The organism is Streptomyces olivochromogenes (assembly GCF_001514115.1).
In the GTDB taxonomy this organism is placed as follows: domain Bacteria; phylum Actinomycetota; class Actinomycetes; order Streptomycetales; family Streptomycetaceae; genus Streptomyces; species Streptomyces olivochromogenes.
Map to the genome: position 1 here is coordinate 91,022 of NZ_KQ948463.1, position 16,220 is coordinate 107,241.

The window sequence follows — 16,220 nt, forward strand, 5'->3', positions numbered from 1 at the left end:
CTCAGTCACCCTGGGCAGATGGGAGCGTGGGAACTCCTGCTGGTCGGCGTGGTGATCGTGCTCGGCCTGTGCGGAGTGCTGGTGCCCGGCGTGCCGGGGTCGTGGCTGGTCTGGGCCGCGGTCCTGTGGTGGGCCCTGACCGACCCACGGGCCCTCACCTGGGGCGTGCTGGTGGGCGCAACCGTGGTCCTGGTGCTGGCCCAGGCGATCCGCTGGGGGCTGCCGCCCCGACGGCTCCGGGAGGCCGGCGCCACTCCCCGCATGGGCGTGTACGCCGGGGTCGGGGCGCTGCTCGGTTTCATTCTGCTGCCGGTGGTCGGCGCGGTCCCTGGCTTCCTCGGCGGGATCTATCTCCACGAGCGGACGCGGCTGGGCGGGCACGGACCGGCGAAGGCGGCGGTGGGGACGGTCATGCGGTCGGGCGGCTGGAACGTCCTGACGGAGCTGTTCGCCTGCCTGCTGGTCACGGCCGCGTGGCTGGCCACGGTGATCTGCGGCTGACCAGCGCTGCCGGCGGAGCCAACACTTCGGACGAAGCCAGCGGAGCCAACGGAGCCAACACATCGGATCTCTCCCTTCATATTGACGGGCTCCAGCCACTTCTCTACGTTGCATCGCGGGATAGCTCCGATGAATCGACGAATCACCCGAAGTGCAGTCGCTAGAGCCGCCTGGAGGCACCCGCATGCCCAGCCCGTCCAGACGTACCGTCCTCGCCACCGGATCCGCCCTCGGCGGCACCCTGCTCGCCGGAGGCCTGCCCGCCCAGGCCCGGGCGGCCGAGCACGCGGACACCTCCGACCCCTGGCGCAGCGTCCTCGACGACGCCGATCTGGTCTGGCAGCGGATGCCGAAGACCTGGTACGAGGGCCCGTACCTCGGCAACGGCTTCCTCGGCTCCGGGATCTACGCCGAACCGGGCGCGGAGACCGGTTCCTTCTCGGCCGTGCGCTTCAACGTCCAGCACTCGCAGGTGCAGGACCACCGCCCCGAGTTCGGCTCCCTCTTCGGCCTCGCCCGGCTGCCCATCGGCTGGTTCACGCTGGAACCGGTCGGCGCGATCACGGGCCTGGACTGGCGGCTCGGCCTGCGCGACGCCGAACTGACCGGCACGCTCACCACGGACAAGGGCACGCTCACGCTCCGCGCGCTGGTGCACAACTCCCGCTCGGTCCTCGCCGTCGAGGTGACCCCCAGCGAGGGCGAGCGCGACTTCCGCTGGGTCTTCCACCCGGCGGACGCGATCAGCCCGCGCGCCGCCTTCAAGCCCCTCCCGGACGGCTACCAGGGCAACCCACCCGCCGAGGTCGCCACACACGACGGCGTCTCCACCGCCGTACAGCCCCTGCTCTCGGGTGGACAGCATGTGACCGCGTGGCGGGAGCGGACGCGGGGCAGAACACGATGCCTGTACGCGCATGTCGCGCACTCGTATCCCAAGTCCACGGCGCTGGGCCGGGCGCTCGCCACCGTGCGCGGGGCTTCGGCGCTGCCGTACGACCTGCTGGCCGGAACCCATCGCGCCTGGTGGCACGCCTACTACCGGAAGAGCTTCCTCTCCCTCCCCGACGCGCGCATCCAGCGCTTCTACTGGATCCAGCTCTACAAGACGGCGTCGGCGGCCCGGCGGGACGCGCCCGTCATGGCGACCAGCGGCCCCTGGCTGGAGTCCACACCCTGGCCCAACACCTGGTGGAACCTCAACGTCCAGCTGGAGTACTGGCTGATCCACGGCTCGAACCATCTCGAACTCGACGCAGTGACCCGGGCGTTAAGCGAGTTCCGGGGCAACCTCTCGAAGGAGGTGTCGGACCGGTACCGCGCCGACTCGCTCGGCATCCCGCGCACGACGGACCCGCAGCTCGTCAACGGCGCGGCGGGGACCCTCACCGGCTACGGCGTCGGCATCCCCGGCCAGGACCCGCCCACTCCCGAGGTCGGCAACCTCACCTGGGCCCTGCACAACGTCTGGCTCAGCTACCGCCACACCATGGACGAGTCGATCCTGCGGGACGTCCTCTTCCCCCTGCTGCGCAAGGCGATCAACTACTACCTGCACTTCCTGGAGCCGGGCACGGACGGGAAGTTGCACCTGCCCGCCACCTTCTCCCCCGAGTACGGCGGCAACTCGCGCGACTGCAACTACGACCTGATGCTGCTGACCTGGGGCTGCCGCACCCTGCTGGAGTCGGCCGAACTCCTCGGCATCGAAGACGAGTTGGCGCCGCGCTGGCGCGAGGTACTGACCAGGCGGGTGCCGTACCCGACCGACGCGAACGGCTTCATGATCGGCGCGGACATCCCCTTCGCGAAGTCGCACCGGCACTACTCGCATCTGCTCGCGGTGTACCCGCTGTACGAGCTGACCGGCCGCACCCCCGACGAACTGGCCCTGATCGAGAAGTCGTTGGCGCACTGGGTGGGCTTCGAGGGCGCCCTCCAGGGCTACACCTTCACGGGCGCCGCCTCGATGTCCGCGCTGCTCGGCAAGGGCGAGGACGCTCTCAAGTACCTCGGTCAGCTCATGACCCGCTTCATCCAGCCCAACACCATGTACAAGGAGTCGGGCCCGGTCATCGAGACCCCGCTGTCGGCCGCCCAGTCCCTGCACGACATGGTCTGCCAGTCCTGGGGCGGCGTCGTCCGGGTCTTCCCCGCCCTGCCCGCCGACTGGGCGGACCTGACGGTCCACGACTTCCGCACCCAGGGCGCCTTTCTGCTCAGCGCGGTACGGAAGGGCGGCGTGACCCGCTGGGTCCGGCTGGTCAGCGAGGCGGGCGCGCCCTGCGTCGTACGGCACGGCATCGCGGGCGCGATCGACGTGCGGGACGGGCGAGGACGGCCGCTGCGGTACGAGACGGTGGGCGACGGGACGATCCAGGTCACCCTGCGCCGCGGCGACTCTGCGCTCATCACCGCCAAGGGCGACCGCCCGGACCTCACCGTCACGCCGGTACGGCCGAACGCGGACGCTCCCCGGTGGGGGCTGCCCGCCTAGAGAAGGAGCGTGTCCAGGTCGATGTTGTCGGCCAGCGCCTGCATTCCCGTGTCGTTGAAGTGGAGATGGTCGCCGGGGTCGTAGGCGGGAAGGATGCGGTGCGGGTCGGCCGGGTCACGGACGACGGCGTCGAAGTCCACGACTGCGTCGAAGAGATCGGCGTTGCGGATGAAGGCGTTGACCGTCAGCCGCACCGCCTCGCGGGACTCCGTATAGGCGCTGTACCCGCCGTACGGGGTGATCGTGGCACCGACGACCCGGATCCCGCGGGCGTGCGCGCGCTCCACGATCCGGCGGTATGCGTCCTCGATGGCGAGGGGATCCTTCTGCTCGGGCGTGCCCTTGATGTCGTTGATGCCCTCCAGCACGATCACCGCGCGCACCCCGGCGCGGGAGAGCGCGTCGGCGTCGAGGCGGGTCAGGGCGCTCGGGCCGCCGCTCCCCAGCAGGAGGCGGTTTCCGGAGATCCCCGCGTTGAGGACACCGAGCCGGCGGTGCGCGGGGAGCGCGCGGAGACGGGCGGCGAGCAGGTCGGGCCAGCGGCGGTTGGCGCTGGACGTCGAGCCGGTGCCGTCGGTGAGGGAGTCCCCGAGCGCGACCACGCTGCCCGCGGCGGGAGCGCCGAGTACGTCGACGCCGGTCACGTAGTACCAGTTGTCGAGGGTGACGGTGTACGCGGTGCCGGGCTCGTCGGCGGTCCGGTCCCCTTCGCGGGCCAGGAAGTTGGCCTGGAATGCGGAGCGGTGGTAGGTCGCCGGGCCGGAGTCGGCGGGGGTGTGGACCGAGATCAGGAGGTTGGCGTCGGCGGGGATCGGGAGGTCGACGGGGTCGCTGACCATGTCCTGCCCCACGGGGACCGTCACGGATCGGCGGCCGGCGAACGTGGCGACGCGCAGCGACCCCGGCGCGGCGTTCGGGCTCATGGGCCTGCCCCACTCCTGCAACGCGACCGTGACGGCGTCGAGTTGGAGGGGCGCGGTGCCGAGCCGGTTGGAGACGCGGACGCGGGCGGCGCTGCCGCCGACGCTGGTGTGCACGACGTTGCGGATCGAGGCGCCCGGCAGGGCGGGGGCGGTTCCGGAAGGGGCGCTCTCCCAGGTGCCGGTCCAGCGGGCCTGGTCGTTGTCGTGGCCGTGACCGTGGCCGGTGAGGGGGGTGGACCCCGCATCGGCGCTCGCGGCCGGCGGGACGAGCGCCAGGACGGTCACCAGGGCGGTGAAGAGATGGCGAGCCTTGATCACGCGGGTCATGCGGTATCGCTTCCCTGCCCCTGGGGGCGGTCAACGAAAGGTCACACCGTTGGCCGTGCCCACTCACCCGCACCACTGATTCGTAGGACCTATCGTTCGATCGTCCCGAACAGAGCGACGTCCGAACCGCTTTGGGGCGGGAGACCTAGGACCAGGACCCGATGCGGTCCGCGCACGGGCGTGTTTGGCTGCGTCCATGACCGAATTCAGCGAGAAGGAACGCGCCTACCTCACCACACAGCGGCTGGGCCGGCTGGCCACCGTCGACGCCCACGGGCAGCCGCAGGCGAACCCCGTCGGTTTCTTCCCGCAGGACGACGGGACGATCCTGATCGGCGGTTACGCGATGGGCACCACGAAGAAGTGGCGCAACCTGCGCGAGAACCCGAAGGTGGCGCTCGTCGTCGACGACATCGTCAGCCACCAGCCGTGGAAGGTGCGCGGCATCGACATCCGGGGGGAGGCCGAACTCCTCACCGGCCCCCACGACTTGGGGCCGCACTTCAGCGAGGAGCTGATCCGTATCCGTCCCCGGCGTATCCACAGCTGGGGTCTGGAGGACTGACCGTAGCCCCGGCGGCGCTTGGTAGGGTCACCGACCATGACCGCCACGGAACCCACCGTCCTGGCCACGTCGGGTGGTCACCGCGTCGGCGGCCGCACCTGGCTGACCTTCGACGCGCTCGTCCACCACGCCGTCGAACTGTCGGGCGTGCACGGGCGCCGACCCCGGGTCATGTACGTCGGTACCGCGATCGGCGACGCCGAGCACTTCGCCGCCCGGATGAGCGAGGCGGCTCGCGTGGCGGGCTTCGACCTGACGCCGCTGCGCCTCTTCCCCATGCCCAACTTCGATGACATCGAGGCGGCGGTGCTGGAGCAGGACGTGGTGTGGGTGATGGGCGGTTCGGTGGCGAACCTGCTCGCCGTATGGCGCGTGCACGGACTGGACGCGATCCTGCGTCGCGCGTGGCAGGCCGGGGTCGTCCTCAGCGGGGTGAGCGCCGGATCGATCTGCTGGTTCCAGGGCGGCACCACCGACTCCTTCGGCCCCGAGCTGCGCCCGCTCACCGACGGTCTCGGCTTCCTGCCGTACGGCAACGGCGTCCACTACGACACCGACCCCGGCCGCCGCCCCCTGGTCCACCGGCTCGTCGCCGAGGGCACGCTGCCGCTCAGCCACTGCACCGACGACGGCGTGGGCCTGGTCTACCGCGGCACCGAACTCGTCGAGACCGTCAGCGAGACACCGGGCAAGGGGGCGTACGTCGTCCGGCGGGAGGGGGACCGGGCGGTCGAGGAGCGTCTGGAACCGCGCCTGCTCCCGGCGCCGCGACACTGACCTTCCCGACGGCGGTCCGGGAGCTTCACTCCAACTCCCCGGCCGCCCTGAGGTGTTGAACGGCGTACGAGCGCCACGGGCGCCACGCGTCCGGCACATCCACCCCCGGCGGCACCACGTCGGGGTCGCCGAGCGCGCGCGTACGGATTTCGGCGGCGGTACGGCCGTCCAGCCCCGGCAACGCCAGCAGCGCCTCCTGCGCCTCGTCGCGCTCCGCGCCCGCGTCCAGCCGCAGGGTGCCGTCGGCGAGGGCGGTGGTGAGCGCGCCGAGGGGGCCGTCCGGCTCGGCCTCCGCGAGGACGGCCGGCTCCGGGAACACATGGGTGAGCGTGCCGCTCGGGGCGTCCAGCGCCTTCCCGTACCGCCGCACCAGCCGCTCGGCCTCCGCCCGCCCCACCAGTGCGCGCACGGCGAGCTCGTCCGGATCGGCGGCACCCGGCGAGCGCAGGCCGGGGCGCGCGGCGACCAGCGGGGCCAGCCGGGGATCGGCGCCCAGCCGCTCGTCGACGGCGTACGGGTCGGCGTCGAGGTCGAACAGCCGGCGCAGGCGTTGGACGGCGGTGGTGAGGTCGCGCAGGTCGGTGAGGTGGAGCCGGGCGTCGAGCCAGCCGCGCGAGCGTTCGTCCACCGCGACGATTCCGGTGCCGTACGGGAGGCGGAGGGTGCGGCGGTACGTACGACGGCCGGGGGTGCCGTCGATGTCCTCCACCCCCGGGACCGCCTCGCGGGCGAGCAGGTCGAAGACGGCGGTGGACTGGTACGGGCCCCGGTGGGCGAGACGCAGCGGGATCCCGGCGGTGGGGGTGACGGTGCGCCGGGCTCCGGTCCCGCCCCGTGGTGCGACGGCCGCGCGCAGTTCGCTCGGCGTCGAGGCGTACACCGCGCGGATCGTGTCGTTGAACTGCCGGACGCTGGCGAAACCGGCCGCGAACGCGATCTCCGTGATCGGCAGGCCGGTGGTCTGGAGCAGGACACGGGCGGTGTGGGCGCGCTGGGCGCGGGCGAGGGCGACGGGGCCCGCGCCGACCTCCGCGGTGAGCTGCCGCTGCACCTGGCGGGCGCTGTACCCGAGCCGGACGGCGAGCCCTCCGACCCCCTCCCGGTCGACCACGCCGTCCCCGATGAGTCGCATGGCGCGGCCTACGACGTCGGCCCGCACGTTCCACTCCGCGGAGCCGGGGACGGCGTCCGGGCGGCATCTGCGGCAGGCTCGGAAGCCGGAGCTCTGCGCCGCGGCGGCCGTCGTGTAGTACCGCACGTTCTGCCGCTTCGGCGTCACCGCCGGGCAGCTGGGCCGGCAGTAGATCCCGGTCGTCTCCACCGCGAAGAAGAACTCCCCGTCAAACCGGGCGTCCCTGCTCCGCACCGCCTCGTACCTGGTCTCCGCGTCCATCACACCCACCAGTCTGCGCCGCCGCCCACCCCCTCGACCGGCGGCTTTCAGACACAGCCCTCAACCCAACCCCTGCTCCCGCCCCCGCCGCCCCTACCCAACCCATCCCCAGGGGCTCCGCCCCTCCAACCCCACCGGGGCCCAGGCCCCCGCCCCCCCACGGGACCAAGCCCCCGAACCCCCGCGGGGCTCCGCCCCCTGCACCCCCATGGGGCTCCGCCCCAGACCCCCGCATCGGCCTGAACGGCCTCGTCCTCAAACGCCGGACGGGCTGAAGATGTGCGCAGCGCCCCCTCAGGGGCGCGGGGAACTGCGCGACCAACCCCCACCGACCCGCAGCCAAACGAACCGGACAGGCGGGGGATGCGGGGCGAAGCCCCCGCCTTGGGGGCGCGGGGAACTGCGCGACCAACCCCCACCGACCCGCAGCCAAACGAACCGGGCGGGCGGGGGATGCGGGGCGAAGCCCCCGCCTCAGGGGCGCGGGGAACTGCGCGATCGGCCCCCACCGGCCGTCAGCCAAAGAACTTCGGGCGAAGGGGGACGGGGGGCGTAGCCCCACCCCCAGGGGCGCGGGGAACTGCGCGATCGGCCCCCTCCCGCCCGCAGTCGAAGAACACACGCAGGGGGCCTGGGGCGCAGCCCCGGAACGCCGTTCCGTGTGGGCTCAGTGCCAACGACCCCGTTTGGCGTCCATCGCCGCCCTCCCCTCCGCCCCCTTCCGCTTCCAGTCCCGCCGAATCTCCGCCCGCACCCGCGCATCCGTCTTCGCGACGATCCGCTGGTTCTCCCGCAGCAGCTTGCGATAACTGGCGAGGCGGCGTTCGGGAAGGACCCCGGAGTCGAGGGCGGCGAGCACCGCGCAGCCGGGCTCCGCTTCGTGCGCGCAGTCGTGGAAGCGACAGTCGGCGGCGAGTTCCTCGATCTCGGAGAAGACCTGGCCGACGCCGGTCTCGGCGTCCCAGAGGCCGACCCCGCGCAGTCCGGGCGTGTCGATGAGGACACCCCCGCCGGGGAGGGCGAGAAGGTTGCGGGTCGTCGTGGTGTGGCGGCCCTTGCCGTCCACGTCACGCGCGGCCCGTACGTCCATCACGTCCTCGCCGATCAGCACGTTGGCAAGGGTCGACTTGCCGGCGCCGGACTGTCCGAGGAGGACGGACGTACCGCCCGACAGCACCGCCGCGAGTACGTCCAGCCCCTCCCCGGCGCTGGAGCTGACCGGCAGCACCGGGACCCCGGGCGCCGTCTTCTCGACGTCCTGGACGAGGTGTCCGAGCGTCGCCGCGTCGGGCACGAGGTCGGCCTTGGTGAGGACGACCAGGGGCTGCGCACCGGACTCCCAGGAGAGTGCCGACTTATGCAGCAGTGCCTCACCACTGGAGCAGGACATCGCGAGCGCGAGGAACCGCTCGATGCGCCCGAGGTCCAGTTCAAGCGCGAGCGACACACAGATGACGACGTAATCGATGTTGGTGGCCAGCACCTGGCCCTCGGAACGCTTGGACGAGGTCGAGCGTACGAAGGCGGTGCGGCGAGGCAACAGCGTCCGCACATACCGCGGATCGTCACCTTCGGGGTCGACGGCGACCCAGTCACCCGTACACACGACCTTCATCGGGTCACGGGGCACAACGAACTCGGTATCGGCACGGATGACGCCTGCCGGAGTGACGACATCGCACAGACCACGGTCGACCCGTACGACACGGCCGGGCAGCAGACCCTGCTCCGCGTACGGGGCGAACTCGGCCTCCCAGTCCGTATCCCAGCCGTACAGGGCGAGAGGATGCGAAGCAGGGAGCTGAAAGGAGGAGAAAGACAAGGGGTGACCCTTCACAAGGGTGGCCCCGGCACCGCGCTCACTGGCGCGGGAAGAGAGAGGTCAGCCGGAGACCACGGGGGTGGACTTGATGAACTTCCGGATGCGGGCAGCGCCCATCTCAACGACAGCCATCGGTCACACCTCCCGAACAAGTCAAATCACCCGCGGCAACCCGAGGTCGCCGCTCGAACGGTTCCGACTCTAGAGGTACGCGGACCACGACGCCATCGATTTACGGCGCACCCGACAGCCGTCCCGGGCCGGGCTGGCCGGTGGTCCGCGGCAGTGCCTGTTCGGCCCAGATCACCTTGCCCTGGGGGGTGTACCGGGTGCCCCAGCGCTCGGCCATCTGCGACACCAGGAACAGGCCCCGGCCTCCCTCGTCCATGGTCGCCGCGTACCGCAGATGCGGCGAGGTGCTGCTGCTGTCGGCCACCTCGCAGATGAGCGTACGGTCGTAGATCAGCCGTACGTGGATCGGCTCGGAGCCGTAGCGGATGGCGTTGGTGATGAGCTCGCTCAGGATGAGTTCCATGCTGAAGCCGAGCTCGGACAGGCCCCACTCGTCGAGCTTCTGGGACACGGTCTCGCGCATCCCGGCGACGGCCGCCGGGTCGAGCGGCACGTCCCAGTCGGCGATCCGGTCGGGCGGCAGCCCCTGGGTGCGGGCGATGAGCAGGGCGACGTCGTCCTTGGGGCGGCCTGGCAGCAGTTCGTCCAGCACGGCCTGGCAGCTCTCCTCCGGCGACCGGTCGGGGTGCCCCGCCAGTGCCTCGCGGAGCAGTTCCATGCCCACGTCCAGGTCGCGCCTGCGGTCCTCGATGAGGCCGTCGGTGTACAGCACGAGCTGGGCGCCCTCCTCGATGTCCAGTTCGGCGGTCTGGAACGGCAGGCCGCCCAGGCCGAGGGGAGGCCCCGTCGGCACGTCCACGAAGGTGACGGTTCCGTCGGGGTGGACCAGCGCGGGCGCCAGGTGCCCCGCACGTGCCATGACACAGCAGCGCGTCACGGGGTCGTAGATCGCGTACAGGCAGGTGGCGCCCACGACGCCCGCGGCGGCGTCCGTGTCCCGCTCGTCCTGGTCGATCCGGCCGACCAGGTCGTCCAGATGGCTCAGCAGCTCGTCGGGGGGCAGGTCGAGGGTGGAGAAGTTGTGCACCGCGGTCCGCAGCCGTCCCATCGTGGCGGCGGCGTGCAGCCCGTGGCCGACCACGTCGCCGACGGCCAGCGCCACCCGGCTCCCCGGCAGGGGAATCACGTCGAACCAGTCCCCGCTCACGCCCGACTGGGCGGGCAGGTAGCGGTAGCCGACGTCGAGGGCGCTCTGCTCGGGCAGGGCCCGCGGCAGCAGGCTGCGCTGGAGGGTGACCGCCAGCGCGTGCTCGCGGGTGTAGCGGCGGGCGTTGTCGATGCTGACCGCGGCACGGGCCACCAGTTCCTCCGCCAGCGACAGCTCCTCCTCGTCGAAGGGCTCGTGCTGCTTGGCGCGCCAGAAGTTGGCCACGCCCAGCACGACACCGCCGGCCTGGATCGGGGCGGCGATGAGGGAGTGGATGCCGTAGTCGATGATCTCCTTGGTGCGCTCCGGGTCCTGCGCGTGCCAGCCCGTGGCGGTCGACAGGTCCGTCACCAGTTCGGAGCGGCCGCTGCCGTAGCCGCGCGCCTGGGGCGTGGAGGGCACGAAGTCGATCAGTCGGCCCCTTTCGTAGAGCGGATGGTCGTTCCGCAGGCCGCACACGGCGATGCGTCGCAGGTCCGTGGCCGTGGGGGCCGGCTCCTCGCCGTGCAGCACGGCGTCGGCCAGGTCGACGGTGACGAAGTCGGCGAAGCGGGGGACGGCGACCCGTGCCAGCTCGTCGGCGGTACACCGCACGTCCAGGGTGGTGCCGACGCCGAGTCCGGCGTCGTACAGCAGCTTGAGCCGCTCCCGCGCGACCTCTGCCCTGCCGGTGACCGCCTGGAGCTCGGTGGAGTCGCGCAGCGTCACCACCGTTCCCTCGACGCCTCCGTCACGCCCCGTGGGCCGCTGGTTGACCGCGAGCAGCCGCTCCCCGGCGAAGTGCACCTCGTCGGTGGCCTCGCGCCCGGAGACGAGCAGCTCCACCATCTCGGGTTCGAGGTTCGACAGCTGCGACACGAGTCGTCCCTCGGCGTCGGGGGGCAGCTCCAGCAGCCGTCTGGCCTCGTCGTTCGCCAGCAGCAGCCGCCCGTCGCCGGCGACGATGAGCACTCCTTCGCGTACGGAGTGCAGCACCGTGTCGTGGTGGTCGTACATGCGGGTCATCTCGTCCGGGGCCAGGCTGTGGGTCTGCCGTCGCAGCCGCCTGACCACCAGTGACGTCACCCCGGTGGACACCACGAGTGCCCCGGCCCCGGCGCCCAGGATGATCGGTAGTTGCCGGTTCACCTCGCTGGTCACGTTCTTGACCTTCAGACCGGCCGACACCAGGCCCACCACCTTGTCCGCGGTGTTCTTGATGGGGACGGTGGCCTGTACCTCGTGGCCGAGCGGGCCGTGGACGCTCTCCGTGTAGACCTTCCCCGCCAGCGACGGCCCGATGGTGCCCACGAACCGCTTTCCGATCAAGCCCGGTATGGGGTGGGTGTAGCGGATGCCCTTGGTGTTCATGACCACGATGAAGTCGACCCCGGCGGCCTTGCGGGCCGCCTCGGTGGCCGGCTGGAGGATCTTGCTCGGGTCGGGGGTCCGCAGTGCCGCCACGACCCCGGGAGCGTGCGCGAAGGTCTCCGCCGTGGCCACGGAGCGGCGCTTGGCCTCGGCGGTGGTGTCCCGCTCCGACTGCAGGGCAAGGGCGAACACGCCACAGGCCACGAGCAGCACGATCAGGGCCACCTGAAGTACGAACACCTGCCCGGCTACGCTTCGCGGGCTCCTGCTGACCAGTGGCCTGAGTGAAAAGCGTCGAGAACCGGCGAAACGATTCGCCATGTGACCTTTCTAGCACTGGTGATCCCGAGCGGCCATGGCCCACCCTCGCGGTGACGCGCGGGTGGGCCTGCGCTCACAAAGCGATCAGGACGATGGTGAGGAGCACGGCGATCACCGCGAAGCCGACTCCCATCACACAACCCGGGTTGTTCGTCAGGTCGGAGAGCCGGGACGTGAGCGTGGGGGGTCTCGGCGGGGTGGAGGAGGGTTCCGGGGCCGTCGTGGGGGCCGGGACGATGTAGGGCGACTGGGAGGCGGGGGGCGGCTGCGGGGCGGAGGGCGACTGGGAGACGGAGGGCTGCTGGGGGACGGAGGGCGACTGGGGGACGGAGGGGGCTCGCTCGCCCCGGCTGAGCACGTCGCGCAGGATCTGCTGCCACAGGACCGGCGGCAGGTCGGGGACCTGGCCGTTCGGCGGGGCGATGATGCTCTGGCGGAGCCAGTTGCCCCCGGTGGGGTGGCTGTCCCGGGTCATACGGTGGAGCAGCTCACGCAGATCGCGCAGATAACGTTCTTCCCGGGCCAGCGGGGCGACGGCCCAGGTGAAGAGGTCGGCGGCCCGGCTGACCATGGCCGTCCTGGAAACGGGTTCCGGTCCCTGTCCGTACGGCGTGAAGTACAGGCCGTTGTGGAGCACCTCCGCGCACAGGTCGTGCCGCATCTGCGGTCGGCGCTCCTGGACACGGCGGTCGTTCCCCAGCTCGTCGAGCAGGAGTTCCACGGACTCCGGTGGCAGGTCGGCGGAGCGCAGCTCGCCCAGGAGCAACTCGTCGGGCAGGGTGTGCAGACGCGCCGCCAGGAGGCCGCGTTGCCTGTGGTTCGCGCGCCGATGGTCACGGAGGTCCTCGTGGAGCCCGTACTCCTCGTGGGCGGGAGTCCGGACCGGCGCCTGGCCCGGCGTCCGCAGCGGCCGCGGAGGGGCCATGGGGGGAGAGTCCTCGGGTGCCGGGGCCGCGTAGGTGTCCGGATACGGGTCGGCGTACGAGTCCGGATACGGATCGGGATACGAGTCCGGATGCCGGTCGGTATACGAGTCCGGATGCGGGTCCGAGTACGCATCCGGGTGTGGGTCGAGGTACGGGTCGGGGTACGCGTCCGGCTTCGGGGGCCGCGGCGGGGGCGTCGTCTCGGCCCGCTCCTTGTCCTCGTTCCCGTCCCCCTTCCCATCCCCATCCCCGTGCCCGTTCCCGTGCCCGTTCCCGTTCCCGTCCCCGATCGGGCCCGGTTCCGGAGAGTGGGGCGCCTGCGCGTCGGTGCGCGGGCCGGTTCGGCGGTCGGTGCTGAGGATCTCGTTCAGCAGGACGCGCCGCCGCGCCCACTCCAGCCCCGCGCCGTCGGCGAGCTCATCGACCAGCTGGGGCACCCCGGCGGCCGCGTCGGGGTGCGCGAGGTGGTGGTCGAGAAGGTGGTCCACCAGTCGGGCGGCCGCCTTGTGCTCGAACCGGGGGGTGACCCGACGGCCCGTGACCCGGGCCAGCGGACCGGCCCCGCCCGCGTCCGGCTCCCAGCGCGGGACGCACATCAGACGCAGCTGATGGGTGTCCACCGTGTCGTGGGTGGCGAACGTCCACTCCTGCCCCAGCCAGCGCCCGAAGAGCAGGAACAGCCCCAGATACGCCACCGGCACGGCATCCTGGTCCGGCCAGCCGGGCTGCCCCTTCTCCTCCGCGAGCAGCGACACCCGCTGCGCCGGATCGCGCAGCCACTCCGCGGCGACCAGGATCAGCGCGTGCTTGACCGCCGGCAGCAGTTCCAGCATGGCCGGGAGCCGCTTGCGTGCCACCGCGTCGAGCTGGGCGCACTCGATCACGCGCAGGCGTCCGGAGGCCTTCTCGGCGGACTCCCGGCTGCCCCAGCCGCCGTAGGAGAGGCCGAGGCACTGGCGGGTCTTCAGGGTTGCGGGGTCACCGATCAGGACATGGCTGATCGTGCTGGGCCGGCCGCCGCGGTCGGTGGTGGGCCAGCGCTGGACGAGCATGACGTCGCCGTCCTGGGACACGGTGCGTACGACGCTCTGCCGTGCGGCGGCCGCACCGGACACCCACAGCAGCGGACCCAGTTCCCGGCCCAGTTCCTCGGCGCGTTCGGCCGGGCAGGAGTGGGCGACGGCCTTCATGCCGGTGCCCTGGCGGCCCTGGTTGCCGTCCCACCGGAAGACGACCTGGTGCACCGAGCCCCCGGCGCCGCCACCGCCCGGCCCCTGCGCGCCGGCCTGGTCCCCGTGGGCGGCCGGACTCCTGCGATCCCGGAAGTCGCTCACTCGATCCTGGAAGTCGCTCACTTCGCCTCACCTCGCGCGGATCCCACAGCTCCCACCGCTCCCCCGGTTCCTCCGGCCCTCCCCGACGGCACCGCCTCGAACGCGGGCGCCTCTCCCACGGCGAACGCCTCCGCGCCGCCCGGCACTTCGACCATCCCGTGCAGCGCCAGCAGCGCGAGCAGCGGCTCCAGCACCCGTCGGGGCCCCGCCCCCGCCGGATAGCGGCCCTGGTCCTCCTGGCCGCCGGTGGCCGACGCGACATGCAGGGTGCACCGGCGGATCGCGTCGAAGGGACGCAGCCAGGCCGCACCGGCGTGCTGCCGCAGCAGCCCGTACACGTCCCGGCTCTCCTCACGCGTCCGTTCGGGGTCGAGGGAGGTGGCCGGTGCCCGGCCGAGCCACCGGTCGACGGGCGGCTGGAACCGCAGGAGGTCCGCCTTGCCGAGCACCATCGCGGCGGCCACGTCCAGATACGGTCCGTTCTTCGGCAGCCGGTCGAGGACGGTGCCGAAGGCGAGGTCACCGTCCCGGTTCACCTCGACACCCCAGCGTTCCCTGGCGTGGTCCAGGTGTGGCAGCGGAAGGGCCAGCGCCGGGTCGACGACGAAGATCAGGGCGTCGATCCCGAGCAGGAAGCGCAGCGCGGCGTCGGTCCGTACGAGGTCCTCGCCGCCGAGGTCGAAGAAGGCGACCGGACGTACCTGCCCGTGGACGTCGGTGATGAGGAGGGACTCCACGAAACGCGCGAAGCCGTCCAGGCCCAGGGCGCCGGTGTGGTCGAGGACCTTGCCGTTGCGCAGCGGCTGCACCCGTTCGCGTACGAACCGCGCGTGCTGCTCAGGGTTGACGGACTGCCACTTCAGGCCGAACGGCTCCAGGCCGCCGTCGGTGATCTCCGCGATCATCTGGGTCAGCAGATGGCTCTTGCCGGTGGACGACTGGCCGACCATCGCGACGGTCAGCGGGCGGCCGTAGGTGAGGTAGGGCACCGGGATGAAGTGCTCGGGGAAGTCCCGGTCCGCGGTGCACTTCTGGACGGCACCGCGCATGACGTCCTGGCGGCGCAGGGCGTTGCCGATCGTCGAGACGTCCAGCGGCTTGTACTGCATCCTGCTGTCGGTGACGAAGAGCTGGGCGAGGTCGAGCTGGATGTTCTCCAGGCAGTACGGGCACAGCACCTGGCCGTCGCTGCTGCGCCCGGCCGGTGTCCCGGGCCCCTGGTGGGTGACGGGTGCCTGCCGTTTGAGGAGCAGCGCCTGCTCGAACGCCTCCCGGTGCGCGCGGGTCTCGTCGGCGGGCACGGTGAGCGTGACGCGCCGGGCGGCCCCCGGCGCCAGCAGGTCGAGCAGTTGGGCGGGGGTCGGCCGGTCGGCCGCCAGCGGGGCGAAGGCGCCCCGCAACGTCTCGGCGAGCACCCGGTGTTCGCCGAGGTCGGTGGGTGCCCGGTCACCGGGGCCTGGCCGGCCGGTCACCAGCTGGTAGAGCACCTGGGCGGCGCTCCACACCGCGTCCCGGGGGTCGACGAGCCCCTCGCCCCTGCGCTGTTCGGGCGAGCAGTAGGGCGCCCGGCCCCACCGGGTCCTCGGCCGTCCGGTACGGGCCGCCCCCTCCAGTCCCCAGAGCTGGACCGAGGCGCCGTCCCAGAGCACGGTGGCGGGTGAGATGCCCCGCAGCACCAGTTCCTGGCTGTCCAGCAGGCACAGGGCGAGCATCAGGTCGCGGGTGAGGACCCGTTGGTCGGTCGCGGACATCACATGGGTACGCGCGAGGGCGGCGCCGCGTGGCGCGGCGTACAGCAGGAACGGCTCGGCCGCGTCCAGTTCGTAGCCGACGATCCTCGGGAAGAGCGCCGTGTACTCCGTGTCGTCGAGCGCCCGGTGCAGGTGCAGGGCGGTGCCCGCCTCCGCGTCGAGCAGGGCGCGCGCGGCCGGGTTCGCCGCGTCGGCGGCGTTCAGGCGGACCTGGACACACTGCTGCCCCTCGTCGTCGAGCAGTCCGTTGCGGATCAGCTGGGGCAGCAGCGGATCGCGGCGGGACTCGGGGCCGAAGCGGACGGGGGCGACCCGGCGCCGGCCCGAGGGGACGGTGAACGCGAGCGTCTTCCAGCGCGGACCGTCCGGCTCCGTCAGGCGGGGGTGCGAGGTGCTGGTCACCAGCGGTTGCCGTCCTCTCGGTCGTACGGGTGCGCCGGGCCGGGATGCGGGG

10 protein-coding genes are annotated in these 16,220 nt (G+C 72.1%); 4 read left to right on the top strand and 6 right to left on the bottom strand.

The features are described from left to right. Positions 1–18: 18 nt before the first annotated feature. Both AQJ27_RS30745 and AQJ27_RS30750 read left to right on the top strand, forming a co-directional pair. Complete coding sequence (locus tag AQJ27_RS30745) at positions 19–501, top strand: DUF456 domain-containing protein (RefSeq protein ID WP_067375667.1); 483 nt, start codon at positions 19–21, stop codon at positions 499–501. 184 nt (positions 502–685) lie between these two features. Next, positions 686–2,998: a glycosyl hydrolase family 95 catalytic domain-containing protein gene (locus tag AQJ27_RS30750; protein ID WP_067375669.1), complete on the top strand. Its 2,313-nt coding sequence runs from the start codon at positions 686–688 to the stop codon at positions 2,996–2,998. On the opposite strand, the gene AQJ27_RS30755 is transcribed toward AQJ27_RS30750, so the two are convergent. After that, the gene (locus AQJ27_RS30755; RefSeq protein ID WP_067375671.1) at positions 2,995–4,248 is read right to left on the bottom strand and encodes an SGNH/GDSL hydrolase family protein; all 1,254 of its coding nucleotides are present in this window, start codon (positions 4,246–4,248) and stop codon (positions 2,995–2,997) included. The two genes, AQJ27_RS30750 and AQJ27_RS30755, sit on opposite strands and share 4 nt — an antisense overlap. Positions 4,249–4,444: 196 nt before the next feature. Here AQJ27_RS30755 and AQJ27_RS30760 point away from each other — a divergent pair, with 196 nt between their 5' ends. Beyond that, complete coding sequence (locus AQJ27_RS30760) at positions 4,445–4,813, top strand: PPOX class F420-dependent oxidoreductase (protein ID WP_067375673.1); 369 nt, start codon at positions 4,445–4,447, stop codon at positions 4,811–4,813. Positions 4,814–4,849: 36 nt separating this feature from the next. Beyond that, positions 4,850–5,590 carry a Type 1 glutamine amidotransferase-like domain-containing protein gene (locus tag AQJ27_RS30765; protein WP_067375675.1) on the top strand — a complete coding sequence of 247 codons (741 nt, stop codon included), beginning with the start codon at positions 4,850–4,852 and terminating at the stop codon, positions 5,588–5,590. A 25-nt stretch (positions 5,591–5,615) separates the two neighbouring features. On the opposite strand, the gene AQJ27_RS30770 is transcribed toward AQJ27_RS30765, so the two are convergent. From AQJ27_RS30770 to AQJ27_RS30790, 5 genes are all read right to left on the bottom strand, one after another. After that, entirely contained in the window at positions 5,616–6,983 is a 1,368-nt protein-coding gene (locus AQJ27_RS30770; protein ID WP_067375677.1) for a bifunctional transcriptional activator/DNA repair enzyme AdaA, read from the bottom strand. Positions 6,984–7,650: 667 nt separating this feature from the next. After that, positions 7,651–8,805 carry a ribosome small subunit-dependent GTPase A gene (rsgA, locus tag AQJ27_RS30775; RefSeq protein ID WP_067375979.1) on the bottom strand — a complete coding sequence of 385 codons (1,155 nt, stop codon included), beginning with the start codon at positions 8,803–8,805 and terminating at the stop codon, positions 7,651–7,653. A gap of 232 nt (positions 8,806–9,037) precedes the next feature. Continuing rightward, on the bottom strand, positions 9,038–11,755 hold the full coding sequence (locus AQJ27_RS30780) for a SpoIIE family protein phosphatase (RefSeq protein WP_079065375.1): 2,718 nt from the start codon (positions 11,753–11,755) through the stop codon (positions 9,038–9,040). A gap of 73 nt (positions 11,756–11,828) precedes the next feature. Next, the gene (locus tag AQJ27_RS56530; protein WP_159064425.1) at positions 11,829–14,036 is read right to left on the bottom strand and encodes a hypothetical protein; all 2,208 of its coding nucleotides are present in this window, start codon (positions 14,034–14,036) and stop codon (positions 11,829–11,831) included. Further along, entirely contained in the window at positions 14,033–16,168 is a 2,136-nt protein-coding gene (locus AQJ27_RS30790) for a protein kinase family protein (protein WP_235613779.1), read from the bottom strand. The genes AQJ27_RS56530 and AQJ27_RS30790 overlap by 4 nt, the downstream gene beginning before the upstream one ends. Between the last annotated feature and the right edge of the window lie 52 nt (positions 16,169–16,220).

What these genes read in the sequence shown, in the direction of transcription:
- AQJ27_RS30745 (WP_067375667.1), top strand. Translation starts at nt 19, where the DNA reads ATGGGAGCGTGGGAACTCCTGCTGGTCGGCGTGGTGATCGTGCTCGGC.
- AQJ27_RS30750 (WP_067375669.1), top strand. Translation starts at nt 686, where the DNA reads ATGCCCAGCCCGTCCAGACGTACCGTCCTCGCCACCGGATCCGCCCTC.
- AQJ27_RS30755 (WP_067375671.1), bottom strand. Translation starts at nt 4,248, where the DNA reads ATGACCCGCGTGATCAAGGCTCGCCATCTCTTCACCGCCCTGGTGACC.
- AQJ27_RS30760 (WP_067375673.1), top strand. Translation starts at nt 4,445, where the DNA reads ATGACCGAATTCAGCGAGAAGGAACGCGCCTACCTCACCACACAGCGG.
- AQJ27_RS30765 (WP_067375675.1), top strand. Translation starts at nt 4,850, where the DNA reads ATGACCGCCACGGAACCCACCGTCCTGGCCACGTCGGGTGGTCACCGC.
- AQJ27_RS30770 (WP_067375677.1), bottom strand. Translation starts at nt 6,983, where the DNA reads ATGGACGCGGAGACCAGGTACGAGGCGGTGCGGAGCAGGGACGCCCGG.
- AQJ27_RS30780 (WP_079065375.1), bottom strand. Translation starts at nt 11,755, where the DNA reads ATGGCGAATCGTTTCGCCGGTTCTCGACGCTTTTCACTCAGGCCACTG.